12 protein-coding genes and 2 pseudogenes are annotated in these 13,347 nt (G+C 54.9%); 7 read left to right on the top strand and 7 right to left on the bottom strand.

Features of this window, described 5'->3' with window-relative positions; all coding sequences use genetic code 11:
- The 3 genes and pseudogenes from LCF40_RS23780 to LCF40_RS17025 form a co-directional block, all read right to left on the bottom strand.
- A partial coding sequence (locus LCF40_RS23780) for a helix-turn-helix domain-containing protein (RefSeq protein WP_224829407.1) occupies positions 1 to 214 on the bottom strand: 214 nt, incomplete at its 3' end.
- 143 nt (positions 215 to 357) lie between these two features.
- Positions 358 to 1,256 (bottom strand): annotated as a pseudogene (locus tag LCF40_RS23560) (transposase); the annotation flags it as partial.
- A gap of 40 nt (positions 1,257 to 1,296) precedes the next feature.
- Entirely contained in the window at positions 1,297 to 1,737 is a 441-nt protein-coding gene (locus LCF40_RS17025) for a CopD family protein (protein ID WP_224829402.1), read from the bottom strand.
- A gap of 429 nt (positions 1,738 to 2,166) precedes the next feature.
- On the opposite strand from LCF40_RS17025, the gene LCF40_RS17020 reads away from it, so the two are divergent.
- The 3 genes from LCF40_RS17020 (at position 2,167) to LCF40_RS17010 (ending at position 5,636) form a co-directional block, all read left to right on the top strand.
- Complete coding sequence (locus tag LCF40_RS17020; RefSeq protein WP_380682315.1) at positions 2,167 to 2,553, top strand: helix-turn-helix domain-containing protein; 387 nt, start codon at positions 2,167 to 2,169, stop codon at positions 2,551 to 2,553.
- Positions 2,553 to 2,828 (top strand): DUF7521 family protein, encoded by a 276-nt coding sequence (locus LCF40_RS17015; RefSeq protein WP_005041768.1) that lies wholly within the window; start codon positions 2,553 to 2,555, stop codon positions 2,826 to 2,828. The genes LCF40_RS17020 and LCF40_RS17015 overlap by 1 nt, the downstream gene beginning before the upstream one ends.
- Before the next feature lie 192 nt (positions 2,829 to 3,020).
- Positions 3,021 to 5,636, top strand: a complete 2,616-nt coding sequence (locus LCF40_RS17010) for an efflux RND transporter permease subunit (protein ID WP_224829400.1) — start codon at positions 3,021 to 3,023, stop codon at positions 5,634 to 5,636.
- Between the two features lie 166 nt (positions 5,637 to 5,802).
- Here LCF40_RS17010 and LCF40_RS17005 read toward each other — a convergent pair whose 3' ends face one another.
- Together LCF40_RS17005 and LCF40_RS17000 are read right to left on the bottom strand one after the other, a co-directional pair.
- Positions 5,803 to 6,198, bottom strand: a complete 396-nt coding sequence (locus LCF40_RS17005) for a DUF7970 domain-containing protein (protein ID WP_224829399.1) — start codon at positions 6,196 to 6,198, stop codon at positions 5,803 to 5,805.
- Positions 6,195 to 7,058 (bottom strand): ParA family protein, encoded by an 864-nt coding sequence (locus tag LCF40_RS17000; RefSeq protein WP_224829398.1) that lies wholly within the window; start codon positions 7,056 to 7,058, stop codon positions 6,195 to 6,197. Before LCF40_RS17000 ends, LCF40_RS17005 begins: the two co-directional genes overlap by 4 nt.
- 1,464 nt (positions 7,059 to 8,522) lie before the next feature.
- Between LCF40_RS17000 and LCF40_RS23775 the strand changes: the two genes are divergently transcribed.
- The 4 genes and pseudogenes from LCF40_RS23775 to LCF40_RS16985 all read left to right on the top strand — a co-directional run.
- Complete coding sequence (locus tag LCF40_RS23775) at positions 8,523 to 8,699, top strand: DUF7535 family protein (protein ID WP_425504267.1); 177 nt, start codon at positions 8,523 to 8,525, stop codon at positions 8,697 to 8,699.
- Between the two features lie 330 nt (positions 8,700 to 9,029).
- A complete protein-coding gene (locus tag LCF40_RS16995; RefSeq protein WP_224829397.1) occupies positions 9,030 to 9,878 on the top strand; it encodes a bile acid:sodium symporter family protein in 849 nt (282 codons plus the stop codon).
- A 100-nt stretch (positions 9,879 to 9,978) separates the two neighbouring features.
- Positions 9,979 to 10,836, top strand: coding sequence for an MBL fold metallo-hydrolase (locus LCF40_RS16990; RefSeq protein WP_224829396.1), 858 nt, complete (start codon positions 9,979 to 9,981; stop codon positions 10,834 to 10,836).
- A 220-nt stretch (positions 10,837 to 11,056) separates the two neighbouring features.
- Positions 11,057 to 11,271, top strand: a pseudogene (locus tag LCF40_RS16985) (zinc ribbon domain-containing protein); the annotation flags it as partial.
- Between the two features lie 311 nt (positions 11,272 to 11,582).
- On the opposite strand, the gene LCF40_RS16980 reads toward LCF40_RS16985, so the two are convergent.
- Positions 11,583 to 11,798, bottom strand: coding sequence for a hypothetical protein (locus tag LCF40_RS16980; RefSeq protein WP_224829395.1), 216 nt, complete (start codon positions 11,796 to 11,798; stop codon positions 11,583 to 11,585).
- A gap of 261 nt (positions 11,799 to 12,059) precedes the next feature.
- Entirely contained in the window at positions 12,060 to 13,247 is a 1,188-nt protein-coding gene (locus LCF40_RS16975; RefSeq protein WP_224829394.1) for an MFS transporter, read from the bottom strand.
- Positions 13,248 to 13,347: the final 100 nt, after the last annotated feature.

The following is a 13,347-nucleotide window of genomic DNA, read 5'->3' as shown; positions in this document are numbered from 1 at the left end:
GTCCGTCGAGTTTGCGCTCGTAGACGCGGTCGGCCTTGCGGCGATGAATCGCCGCGAGGCCGTCCTCGGTGTAGCGTTTCCTGAATCGGGCAACCGTTCCCGGGTGACAGCCGACGGCTTGACTGACCTGCTCGTCAGTCAAACCGTCATCCGCATGCAAGAGACAGCGTGCTCGCGTGAGAACACGCGTTTTGTGCGTTCCAGCCGCTAACATCGCTTCGAGTTCGGCTCGTTCATCGGCAGACAGATCGACAACATACTGCTGAGTTCGTGGCATGAGTGGGTTCAGAGCACGTCTGAATACTGCTAAGAGGCGCTCTGAGGAGATAAATCTAGTAGTTCAAGGCTGAAGCGGCACTCGTTGCCGTCGCGGTGCCCGAGAATATCGTCTTCATGATCTTCCAAATCGCCAGTGAACGGGAACCCCTGGGTCACGTCGATGGCTGCCTAGAGCTTCCCGGTGAGTTCGGCGTGGTGGCGCGCACGGGCGATCAGCATCCGCGTGGTGTTGTGGAGCATCGAACGGATGTCATCGACCGAGTGCTTGCCGATCTGATAGCGGTGGGTCGATCCCGTTGGGATACGCTCGCGCGTGGTATCGAGCGAGAACGATGCCGGGCCGCTGCGCGCATGCATGTCTTCGCGCATCCCCAAGTAGGCGTGCTGTTCCCAGAAGGCGTTCTCGTGGATCTGCCAGTTCGGCCCGCGATCAAGCACGAACGCGTCGGTCACGAACGATTTGGCCTGTTGCCAGACCTCGTCGGTTTTCTCGGCGACGAGCTGGTGTTTAGGAAGATCATCGACTTCTGGTTCATCTGGCTCGTGGGTAGCAATCCGATTGGGAAGCGGAACCTCGAAGGCACGCACGGCCATCATAATCGCATCAGCCACTTCTGTACAGCATCGCAGAGTTCCTCGCTGAAGCGTTCGTTCCACGCGCGCCAGAACGTCGGTTGATTCGGGAGCGACTCGAAGCCGAGAGCCTGTCGGAGCGAGAGATACGCTCGTAGATGGTCGTGGAGGGCGGTTTCGTCCCAGCCGTTGGTGTCTTTGAGCAGGCAGGCTCGAACCAATAACGCCATCGAATATGGCCCCGAACACGGTGCTAACGAATCGTGTGCCGTGAACGTGAGATGGGCAGTCGGGAGCCGACAGATCAGGGTCTCGATGTCGGTGTAGTCCGTGGCGTGCTCGCAGCGCGCCTGCGCGATGGTAGTGACGTCTGAAACGAATCCGACGAGATCATCGGTTTCCATTCGGTGTGACGAAACGTATTATGATTTTCCTCTCGGTCGATTAGAGAAATCCAGCGACGACGAGTAGTGCTATCGAGATAACACTCGCTCCGAGGAACCACGGTCGTGCTTTCGTTGCTGCTGCGACCGCTGACTTCTCCGGGTGGTCGCTGGTCAACCGGCGGAAGCCGAAGAACAGCACGACTGCGAGGACGAGCCAGAGGCCGACCATCGCCAGTACGAGATTCCCTCGGCCGGTTGACTGGAGTGTTTCGGCAGTATAGAGTGTCCCTGCGAGATGCCCGCCACTGAACAACAACAGAAGGACTGAACCGACCGTGAGATACCAGAACCGTCGTGCGATGAGAATCAGTCCATCCGTACTCAGCAACTCGCTGCGTGCTGCCGGGATAACAGCGCCTGCAACCACCAGTGTGCCACCCGTCCAAAGCGCTGCGAAGATCGTGTGGATGGTCATCGCTATGTCGAGGACACTCGTCATCGGTGAACCCTCGTGCTCAGCGGTTTGCCCATCGTAATGGCGTTGCTCAGTCGGAGTGCTGCGCCGGCTTCGATCATACGTCTAGTGTCTCGTGGATCGACTCGGGTGATGGCTTCGTGCGTCATCAGTGTCGTATTCGAATCTGGAGGATAAACATCGATGGGGGCGTCCCAGATGTTGGGAGTGGCATCTGCAGACGAGCAGAAACCGCACGGAGGGCTTGGAATCGGGCTATTCCAGCTATCTGGGAATGACCGAGACTCCTATCCCCTCTCCGCCGAAAGAATCGAGTACGACAAAACATGAGTGCCGTCGGCTCTCGAAACAGAATCACAGTATACAGCACCTGAGATGAGCGAACAACACAATGGGTCGAATCGATTATCACTGATCCCGTCGAATACTGGCTCGACTGACTCATCTACCGAAATGGCCCGATGGTCGTCCGACGAAATCGACGAATCCGATGAATCCGCTCTCCCGCCAGTGTTGCAGTCGCTCGACGATAGTACCTGTCGAGAGATTCTTGCTCGGTTAAACGAGCCGAAATCGGCAAACGACCTGCGTGAGGACTGTGATCTCTCTAGCTCGACGGTGTATCGGAAACTCGAACTACTCCGCGAATCGGCACTCGTTCGAGAGTATACGGAGGTTCGACGCGACGGGCCAAACGTCACGCTCTACGAGCGGGATTTCACGGATATCTCAATTGGTATTGACGACACCGGCGAGTTCTCCATGACGGTGACCCGTCCGGAGACGGACCCGGAGGACCGACTGGCTACGTTCTGGTCGGCAATGAAGGAGGAGTCGTGATGGAGCTACTCGTCGCATTGCTCGTCGTCGTCAAGATTGCTGCTCTCGTCCTCGGGGGAGTCGTCTCGCTGATGGCGTACAGAGCCTACAACCGAACACGGATCGCTGGTCTCCAGTACTTTGCGGTGGGATTAGCGGTCATCACTCTCGGAACGTTTCTGGTCGGCGTGTTCCATCACATCGGCGGCGCTTCAGTCACCGCCGGAATGCTCCTCGAGAGCGTGATTATCTGTCTCGGGTTCGTCGTCATGATCGTTGGGCTTTACCGGACGTAGCATCCGATTCGTTCTCACTGAAGACCGCTATCTGGGTCGACTTTTGAAACTACAGCCAGTTGTCCCACGTTTTGGGAACCTTCCATCGCACCTTATCAGTCACCATTTGAGAGAACGTATGAACTGGTCCGAAATCCCCATCAGTCGATCCGATTCCGCAACTACTCCAGTAACAGACGGTGTCGGTAACCGATGAAGCGGGAACTGACCTCTCGATACGCGGAGGTGCTCGCCTCACGGAGCAAACTGATAATCGCTCTGTTGCTCGTCATCAGTGCCGTCGTTGGTGCTGGCGCAGTCATTGGAACCACTAGCGAAGGGGAAATCGGCCAGGCCGGTATTGATTCCCCGGAGCAGGCGGCACTCGACCGCATCGAAGCGACGTACGAGACGGACGATGCAGTTGTTGCACAGGTCGTCATCAGGGACGATGGCGGTGACGTTCTCACCCACGAGTTACTACTCAAAAGCCTCCGTCTTCAGCAGGAGATCCGCGGAAACGAATCGATCAATGCGACGCTTCGTGACGGGACAGGGATGGTCGGCATCGAGAACATGGTGGCGAACGTTGCATATGCTCACGAACAGAGCGAACGCGCCAACACGTCGGGTGCAAACGCCAGCTCTCGTGCGACGGGCGGGAACAATACATCAGCGGCGCAGGGTCAGTCGTCAGCACCGACACTCGATCAGCAGATCGCCGCACTCGAATCCAGTTCGGACGAGCAAGTCGAGACGTATCTCAGCCGGATCCTCGACCCGGATGCGTCCGTTTCGGGTAGCGACCCAACCGAATTCCTCCCAACGAATTACGAACCGGAGACAACGCAAGCCGACGCGAGAACTACACTCGTCTTCCAGCAGAACCCGAGCGGTTCAGCGACAACTACCCCAGCGGTGAACGACGCGCAGGTGGCCATCGACTCGCTGGTCGAGAACCGCTTCGCCGACGCGTTCGTGTTCGGACAAGGTATCATCGACGAGGAGTCCTCGCAGGCCATTGGCGATAGTTTCACCATCATCACGCCGGTCGCAATCGTCCTCTTACTCGTGGTCCTCACGATTGCCTACCGCGACGTTGTTGACGTTCTCGTGAGCGTCTTCGGTGTCGGCGTCGTGATAGTCTGGTACGCTGGCATGCAGGGTTGGCTCGGGATTCCGTCGAATTCGACCCTGATCGCCGTGCCGTTCTTGCTCATCGGTCTAAGTATCGATTACTCGCTTCACGTCGTCATGCGCTACCGCGAGGCGCGAGAAGGAACACTCGACACCGACGACGAAACAGTGGATCGGCGCGATCCCACGACTGCGATGCGTGTCGGGATTGCTGGCGTCGTCCTCGCGTTAGCTACCGCCGCGTTCTCGACAGCGGTCGGCTTTCTCTCGAACTACGTCAGTCCGCTGGAATCGATTCAGGATTTCGCCATCTTGAGTGGTGTCGGTATCGTCGCCATTTTCGTCATCTTCGCCGCGCTCGTGCCGGCTATCAAACTCGAACTCGAACGGTTTTTCGACCGCCGTGGCCGCGACCGGCACAATCCTGCCGTCGGCGTCGGTTCCGGAGGGTTGAGCCGTCTTCTCTCGGGCACCGCTGCGCTCGCACGGCGAGCGCCTATCGCCGTCATCGTGATCGCACTGGTGCTCGCCTCCGCAGGCGCGTACGGTGCGACCGACATTGACACGGAGTTCAACCAGGCCGACTTCCTGCCACAGGATGCCCCAGCGTGGATGGAATCGCTGCCGGGACCGTTCGTCCCCGGCGACTACGATGTGAGCCAGAACCTCGACTATCTGAGCGACAACTTCCGCCAGCGCGGACAGGGGGCAGAAGGACAGATACTGATACGCGGGAACGTGACCGCGCCGGCGCTGCTCACCGCAATCGACGACGTGACCCAGAACACGAACAGCAGTGGGACTATCGTCGTCGGTTCCGATGGAAGAGCCGCGATCGAGAGTCCGTCATCCGTCCTCCGTAGTGTCGCTGCCCAAAACGAGACAGTCGCCGACGCGATCGAAGTGCGTGACACGGATGGTGATGGACTCCCGGATCGAGATACTGCGGCGGTCTATGACCTGTTGTTCGAGGCTGCTCCCGACCAAGCGTCATCGGTACTCTATCGTGCCGACAACGGGTCGTACCAATCCGCCAGACTGACAGTTAGTGTGCAGGGGAACGCCTCGGTCCAGTCGGTCACGGGCGACGTTCGGGGCGTCGCCTCGGCCATCGAAGGGGACGCGCCAGTACGGGCCATCGCAACGGGTGGACCGGTCATCACTGCGGTCGTCCAGAGCGGGCTGTTCGAGACGCTCGTTGAGGGATTCGCCATCACGTTGGGGGTCATTCTCGCACTTCTCGTTGGACTGTACTGGTGGCGAAACCGCACGCCAGGATTGGGTGTCGTGACGCTCGTTCCCGTCGTCATCGCGCTTGCATGGTTGCTTGGGACGATGGCAGTGCTCGACATCCCATTCAACAGCGAAACCGTCGTCATCACGAGTCTGGCGATCGGTCTGGGCGTGGATTACAGCATCCACGTCAGCGAACGGTTTGTCGACGAACGCGCTCGTCACGACTCGCTCACAGACACACTGTCGACAGCACTCACGGGAACCGGCGGTGCGTTGCTTGGCAGTGCGGTGACGACTGCGTCCGGTTTCGGGGTGCTCGCGCTGGCGCTGTCGCCGCCGCTCCAGCGGTTCGGCATCGTGACCGGATTGAGCATCGTCTACGCGTTCGTCGCGTGCATGACGGTGCTCCCGTGTTTGCTCGTGATCCGGGAGCGCTTGCTTACGCGACTATCATAAGCTCCTTCTCGTTTCATATCTGGAATTCTCCTTCTCCGAAACGTTGTCTTGGTACCTGAACTTGGCGAATGGAGTTCTCACGCACGATAGACAGAGAAACCCAACCTCTGCAATTTAAATTTCGCGGTGGTCTCTGCATGACGAATCGACCTATCCGACCTCAGGTCTAGATATCTGCACCCCACTCACGAAGGATCTCCTCGGCATCATCGAGATTTTGCATTCCGGCACGATAGATCGCTTCACGAGCGTCGAGTTTGTAGATATCGGTGTCGAAGCGGTCGTTGAGTTCCCGCCGTGCATCCGTTTCCTTAGTGTGGGTGTCCTCGTAGACGAACAGTTGATGCACGTCGTCACGATCGTCTTTCACCCTGTCTCGAACCACTATTCGTGGTAAGTCTGACCGGTCAAACTGTCCAGTATTACTGGAGGGCTGCGCTATTGTGTTCGACTGCCCTGCTTGGTCAGACTGGTCGGTCTTACTGGTCTGTGACGTTGGTTTGTCATCGTGGTCGTCGTCATTCGATTCATCAGCGAACGGATCCTGACCACCCTCTTTCATGCTGGCACCTCTGTGAACTGGCCAGTGATGTATTCGACTAGTTCGTCGAATTTCTCGAGAGTTGGTTGTTCGTAGTCACGGAGGTCGCGATACTCATCGTTTTCCGCGAGTTCGTAGATTGAAACTTGGTTGTCCCACGCATCGCCAAGCATTGATCCCCGCTCGCCGATCGATATCGGTGCGATCGGGAGTGATTCATCTTCTAGGGCGTCAAGATATTTCTGGTTGATATTGGTCCCTTTGAGCTTGTTCGGTACTGCACCAATCACGCCAACGTCGATATTGCCGAGTTCTGTCTCGAGTCCATTCACCACATTGCGAAGCCCCTGAATACTCCGCTCACCTTTTGGAGAGGGTTCGAACGGGATGAGCAGGTTCGACGTTGCATAAACGGCATTGTAGAGATGTTGTCCTTCTGAGGCTGGCGGGTCGATGATGATTGTGTCATACGTCGACGGCACGTCGGCATCGACGAGCACGCGGCGAAGTTGCGTCTCCTTTTCGAAGGTGTAATCGGGGTCTGGGTGAGTGTCTTCTTCGAGTTCAGCCGCCTTCGAAAGCAAGTCTGTGAGATTCCCGAGGGTATTGTGGCTCGGAATTACGTCAATGCCTTCGCTGGTTCGGATGAGATCGTCAAACTCGCCACGTGGCCGACCGATCATATGGAGCACGAGATTGTCGGCTTCAGCGTCGGACTTGTGGTCGTCGAGCCCGAAATGATGAGTCAGACCACCGTCCTGTGGGTCCATATCAATTGCGAGAACCTTCTGACCCCGGTTGGTGTGCGCGCGAGCAAGGGTTGCGGTGAACGTCGTTTTCCCGACGCCACCAGCCTCCGACCAAACCGTGTACGGTATCATCTAATCTAATAATCTTGCCCCACCCACATAAATACTCGTCAGACTGTCCGGTCATACTGCGCATTTTAACCAGTAACACTGGACAGTATTACTGGCTATACTGATTGAGGGTGGTATAGGGGCTGTGAGATTGATCTCTCCGCTTCGAGCGTTTTGAGGAACGTTGATTCTCCAATGCTTGGATTACTCGGGTCTTGCTGATCGGAGTACTGCGTTCGGAGTTGGTCATCCCCCGTTTCTTGCGGGGGGTCATCGATCATCTGAAGATCGTCTCTTTGAGGACATTGTTCATCGAGTAACCGTGTCATTGTAGGTTTGATCCGCATCGGATTGGGGACATCCTGGAACGTGATATCTTCCGTACTCGTCCCGGCGGTGTATATGCGGATATCGCCGAACGAGAGCACTCGCTCGAAGATGGATTTCAGTTACGATTGCCACCTTCCGTATAACTACATGAGAAGGGCAATTATCCAGAGGACGAGAATGTAGCCAATTACAGGAAATATATCGGTAGCACCGCCGAGTTCTGTCGTACCCAAAGCGAGTAGAACTAGACTGAGGATCAGGCCAACCTTCTCAACCAATACCATACCTTGGCTAATTGCTATATACCCTGAAAGAAATGGCAGTTGTATTGAAGGTTGGGTACGCAGGCGAAGGTAACGCGAGACAGCTTCTCATCCCGTGAAATAAAGACTCAGGCGGGTTGAGCTTACTCAGACTGGGGTCCAATTCTACCGTGTCCAGCTTCGGTTGTACACAGTGGACCAGGCAGCGACGCCGCTGCAGGTCGCGATTGACAGTGAGCATGACCGAGGCGGGGGTCCCCACACCCGCCCAGGGCATGACGCACCGTGCACAGCCCTGTGTTAGATGCGGGAATAGGGCCGTGCAAGTAGATGTCAGCCACCAACGGTGATAGTAGTGTTGGTGGCGATCCACCGAGTTACCCCACGAGTCTAGACGCGATCCCTACTATGGGGCAACTCAGACGGACACTTGTTCTCGCTTTAAGTGTCTCTGGCGATAAGGTGGAGATATGAGAGAAGTGCGGGCGGGTTCTACGTGTCCAAACCTGGATGAGATATCGTCTTTTCCCTGCCCTGTAACGAAGGGAGTGGCTGCTGACGGGATGGGTCTTAATCTGGTGTTGCCGCCCGCGTCGACTGAACCGACTTAGGATCCGAAGAATAGTCACTAAGACGAGTGTACCCATGCTTCCTATGAGAACCCTAAGCGTGGGGACTTCTGGTGGTCTGAGTACCCAGAGACCTCCTAAGACGATCGGTACAGCCGACTCATGTAGCGTTCCGATCATGCATTTCGGAACATTAGCCGAATAGGCTTGTCCATTTCATTCATTAACTACTCAATCAGTCATAGAGATATTTCCAAGTACAAATACCGCTAATAAGCCTGATTCCCGTTCTAAGGGACTAATCAACCAGTCAGTTTTTGTTGATGGAAGACGTAGTATCGTATATGACGAGATCAATGGGTCGTCTCCGGACGGACTACTCGAATCCTGAAATGAATTTAATTGGGTATCTTGTCGCTGCTCCGTTGGTTATCCTGCTCCTCCCTTTTCTCCCCATTCTGGTACTCCTCTGGATCGTGAACAAGATCATGTCGCGATAAAAGACGAATCATCGTCAAATGACAATCTCGGTATCACCAATAAGTAGAATGTCGCCTTCAATCGTCGCCCCTATCGGAAGACAGTCTGTCATCGGAAGTCGTTATTCACTGAATCGACCGGACCGCGAGTACTGCAATCACTATCTCCAACCTATACAGGAGGAAAGGGTGCTAAATCCTCAAACACCGCGGAAGACTGAGGTAGCAAGGACAGATAACAAGACGGGGCAACATAAGGGGAAGTATTACTTAGTCACACTGGAGAAAGAGATTGTAACCTGAGAAAGTAATGGTGGATATTTCTGTTGTGGTGCCATACAAAATGTACGGATGGTAGAAGCCACAGTTGGTGGGATCGTAGATTTCACTACAACGATTTTCGTCCTCTCGACGATGCTCTCGATGGGGTTAGAGTTGACTATCGGCCAACTAATGGACTCTCTCAGGAAGCGGCGACTCATGGCGAAATCCTTGGTTCTCAACCTCGTAGCGGTCCCGCTGCTTGCATATCTACTTGTCCGTATCCTTCCTATGGAGGCTGGATATACGGCTGGGTTTCTACTCATAGCGATGGCTCCCGGAGCACCGTTTGGTCCAAAACTCGCCGAAATTTCGGAGAGCGACATCGCATTTGCGAGTGGTCTCATGACTGTTCTTGGATTTGTTTCCGTTGTGACGATCCCTCTAACAGTGGCACTACTCATGCCCGGCGATGTGGCTGCAGACCCCCTCGGGATCGCCTGGCTCGTTTTTGCTGTCCAACTCGCCCCGCTTGTTGTCGGGCTCGTAATCGACATCCGCTCTCCGCTTCTCGCTAGCCGTCTGTATCCGCCGATACAGCGACTCTCTAATTTTTCGTTTGCTTTTTTGATTGTCTTATTGCTCGTTGTGTACATTGACGAAATGGTTCTCCTCGTCGGAACTGGAGCACTACTGGTTTCCGTTGTCCTTGTCGGTGCAGCGTTACTACTTGGATATAGCATGGGAGGGCCGGCACAGGATACGCGGGAGGTTCTTGCAACCACGACCGCCGCTCGAAATGCAGCAATTGCATTATTTATCGCAACGACGAGTTTTACTGATCCGAACGTCCTTACGGTGGTTCTCGCTTTCTCGTTCATCGGTGTAGTCGCTTCGGGCCTGATCGCTGGAGTGTGGAGACAACGTGTTCCAAGATAACAGAGGCTTCTGAGTCGTACTCACATATCGAGAAGAGACCAATCAGTAGGATTTGGAGGTAACACGAACATACAAAGGTACTCTCGTGCTATTCTGAAGCATGGAAATCACGTTAGTTGGGACAGGGAGTCCCGTTCCAATCCCAGAACGTGGCGGTACGAGCCTCGTGATTAACATAGCGGACGACACGGTGTTGATCGACTGTGGGCCCAAGACAGTCTATGGGTTGATGGATTCCGATATCGACATGGGAGAAATCGAGAGGTTATTTTTCACCCATCATCATTTAGATCACAACGCGTCGTTCTTTCACTTCGCCTTTACCAGCTGGACGGAAGCAGGTCGTGAATCGCTTACGGTGTATGGCCCAGACGGAACAGACCGGCTCGTTGATTCGCTGTACGACGTCTATGCAGAAGACATTGAGTATCGGAAGGACATCTATCCAACGGATGGGATTTCGAGCATCGAGACCAAACGTGTGACGGATGAGTTCAGTCAACAGATGGATGGCTGGGAGATCGACGCTTTGCCAGTCGAACACTCGATCGAGACATACGCGTACCGGTTCGAAGAACACGAAACCGGGTCGTCGTTCGTCTTTTCTGGCGACACGCGGAAGATCCCATCACTCGCCGAGTTCGCAGCTGACGCCGATATCCTCGTTCAGGATTGCAACACTGCACCGGTCGACGAAAACCGTGTTCCAAACGAAGAGGACCAGTTCGTGTGGCCACAGCATGCAGCAGGAGAAGAAGGTCTTAACGAGTCCACGTTGACTGCCAACCACTGCGATGCGACCGATGCTGGGGAGATCGCACAGAACGCCGGCGTGCAGACCCTCGTTCTCACACACATCATGCCGTACCGCGACCTCGATGCAATGCAACGAAATGCCGAATCAGTCTTCGACGGTAATGTGATAGTAGCTGAAGACGGTCTCACGCTCACCTCGTGACATCCTCCCCGTCGCAAACGATGGGGCTTCCCATAAGACCGGTATTGCTGAGTTGGGTGGTTGCAGGTTTGCACACCGACGAAGTGCTGGCACTACCACGGTGTCGTTACTCCCATCCCTGAGCTGCAGTCGGTTCAGCTTATTCGCAAGGCGGAGCCCCCTTCCTCAACGAGCGCCGGAAGTGCGACGCTCTGTCGCACGGAGACGCGAGTAGGGAGGGGACCACAATAGCGAACACTTTCACTGCCAGAAGTGCGGTACGAGGTCAACGCTGACTACAACGCAGCGAAAAACATCGGGCTCCGATACGCCCGGAAACGACCACATAGATTCCGTTCCTCGCCCAAGCCGGGGGGCGGAGACGTACCAGTAGACGTGCGTGTGAATGGTGGGATGGTGAACGGCGAGAGTCACCTGCCAATTGCCGGAGACTGATCTCCGGGAGTGGACGATTCACACCGGCGTGAGCACCGGGATTCTCTCGCCTAAGAAAGATAGGAAGCAATCCATCTGATTATCTAAGGTGAACTGACGAAGGCGACCTCTCAGTGACTGTCAACATGATCGATACTGTTCGTATACGGGTTACCAGAGACCTTCTTCTTATGATGGATGGCGAGACTACAGTTTCAATCGAAAATATAGCGCTTGTCAGGAGATAGTAGCATGGTCTCTTCGTTCAGAAATTTGCTGACAACTGAACTAGGCGAGATAACTATATGTGCATCCGCACCGCTGCGAACTGTTTAAACATCGGGTTCGAGTGCTTGTACGCTTATTGAAATAAAATACACAAACATAAATATGAAGAATCCGACTGTGAGCGGAATGATTCGTCGATCTACGACTGCGAGACCACTTATTGCAGTTATGGTAACCACACTACAGTAGATTAGAATAATGAATACACCGATCGCATAGTAGAACCGAGTGTCAGACTCAAAATAATCTCGAAGAACCATAGAATATTTTTGAACACTGGAAGTAAAAGCTTTCCTATCGAGAGGACATGCTACCTAACGGTACGAATCTTTTCCTCTCTCATCTGGACTCTCTATACTGTACTCTGGTTTAATTTTCGATGTGGATTACAAACCCGATTGTTAAATGCTATTATGGTAAATGAGAATATAGATACACTTGGCGTGTCGAATCAGTGTGATACTGACGCGCGCAGAGGATGCCATGCCATTCCGCTCAATTCGATATTTCGTTTGGTCTCCTTAGTTGCTATCCGCGCGAGACGTCGGATCCCGTTCGGTAAGAGTAATTTCCCAGACAGCTTTTGACGCAACGACTGCAATCGCTATCTCCAGCCCGCCGGCAGCGAAAAATGCTGGCAGATAGCCGTAGAGTTCTGTGACAGTCCCCCCGATAATGAATCCGCTTAACATACCGAGGCTCCCGAACACGTTGAATCCACCCATGGCAGCGCCCCGTTCTGTCGCCGGTACGATATCGGTGACGAGAGCCATCGTCGTCGGAGAGACTAACGCTCCGCAGATACCGACGAGAATCATCAGGCTTGCTGCGATACCGTATCCGGGGACGAGGGCGACAGCAATGATCGTGATTCCGTATAACATCGATCCGATGATAACGGGGAAGAAGCGGCCGATCCGATCGGAGAGTGAGCCGACTGGATACTGCAACACCGCAAACGGAACGAAGAACAACGCGAGTGTGAGACCCGCTTGTGCGGCATCGATACCAAACATCTCCCTAAAGTAGGCAACCCCAGTCAACGCGAAGAACCCCGCAGTTAAACGATCGATGTAGCCGAACGCAAACGGTACGAGTAACGTCGGGCGAGTTCGGATGCGATTGACGACTGTGTCGACAGGAAGTCCGCCGGCAGAACTCCGGTCGGGAACTGTGGCAGCGAGGACGGCTGCGCCAGCGAGGAGCGCTGCACCCCCATACAGAGGCGAAAGCGGGTCAACATTCGTGAGTTGACCGCCAACGACTGAACCAAGTGCCGCACCGAGTCCAATAGCCGTCCCGGCCGCACCCATATTTCGGCCGTGACCACCTGAGAGGTCCATCAGCATCGTAATTGATAGCGAGAACGCACCAATCGTGAATGCGCCGCCAATTACACGCAACAACAATACGGCGCCGAACTCGAGACCGACGGCGGGTGCGACCGCAACTGTAAGATAACTCATTGCACCTCCCGCAGCACCAAGCACGACAAGTGGTGTTCGAGCACTAAGCGAATCACTAGCGATGCCCCATAGCACAGCAAAGACGACGAACGAACCGAACTCAGCGACCAAGAACCACGTCCCCGAGAGAATACTCTCACCACCCCCCAGCACCGAGACGATTTCGTCGAGTCCTGGATAGAGAAACACCTGTGAAACAAGGACGCTCCAGACGACGGCCGCAAGTCGGGATCGTTCACTCATAGGGATGAACTCATCAAGAGGTCGTCGTCAGGCCGACGGAATCGTGTCTGGGATATCGGTTACACCTGTTTGGGCAGACTCCCGCATACAGGACAGGTAG

The sequence above is a fragment of the Saliphagus infecundisoli genome (genome assembly GCF_020177375.1).
GTDB classification, from domain to species: domain Archaea; phylum Halobacteriota; class Halobacteria; order Halobacteriales; family Natrialbaceae; genus Saliphagus; species Saliphagus infecundisoli.
Note: the sequence above shows the minus strand (reverse complement) of the source record. Positions and strands in the feature narration are given on the sequence as shown.

What these genes read in the sequence shown, in the direction of transcription:
- LCF40_RS17025 (WP_224829402.1), bottom strand. Translation starts at nt 1,737, where the DNA reads ATGACGAGTGTCCTCGACATAGCGATGACCATCCACACGATCTTCGCA.
- LCF40_RS17020 (WP_380682315.1), top strand. Translation starts at nt 2,167, where the DNA reads ATGGCCCGATGGTCGTCCGACGAAATCGACGAATCCGATGAATCCGCT.
- LCF40_RS17015 (WP_005041768.1), top strand. Translation starts at nt 2,553, where the DNA reads ATGGAGCTACTCGTCGCATTGCTCGTCGTCGTCAAGATTGCTGCTCTC.
- LCF40_RS17010 (WP_224829400.1), top strand. Translation starts at nt 3,021, where the DNA reads ATGAAGCGGGAACTGACCTCTCGATACGCGGAGGTGCTCGCCTCACGG.
- LCF40_RS17005 (WP_224829399.1), bottom strand. Translation starts at nt 6,198, where the DNA reads ATGAAAGAGGGTGGTCAGGATCCGTTCGCTGATGAATCGAATGACGAC.
- LCF40_RS17000 (WP_224829398.1), bottom strand. Translation starts at nt 7,058, where the DNA reads ATGATACCGTACACGGTTTGGTCGGAGGCTGGTGGCGTCGGGAAAACG.
- LCF40_RS23775 (WP_425504267.1), top strand. Translation starts at nt 8,523, where the DNA reads ATGGAAGACGTAGTATCGTATATGACGAGATCAATGGGTCGTCTCCGG.
- LCF40_RS16995 (WP_224829397.1), top strand. Translation starts at nt 9,030, where the DNA reads ATGGTAGAAGCCACAGTTGGTGGGATCGTAGATTTCACTACAACGATT.
- LCF40_RS16990 (WP_224829396.1), top strand. Translation starts at nt 9,979, where the DNA reads ATGGAAATCACGTTAGTTGGGACAGGGAGTCCCGTTCCAATCCCAGAA.
- LCF40_RS16980 (WP_224829395.1), bottom strand. Translation starts at nt 11,798, where the DNA reads ATGGTTCTTCGAGATTATTTTGAGTCTGACACTCGGTTCTACTATGCG.
- LCF40_RS16975 (WP_224829394.1), bottom strand. Translation starts at nt 13,247, where the DNA reads ATGAGTGAACGATCCCGACTTGCGGCCGTCGTCTGGAGCGTCCTTGTT.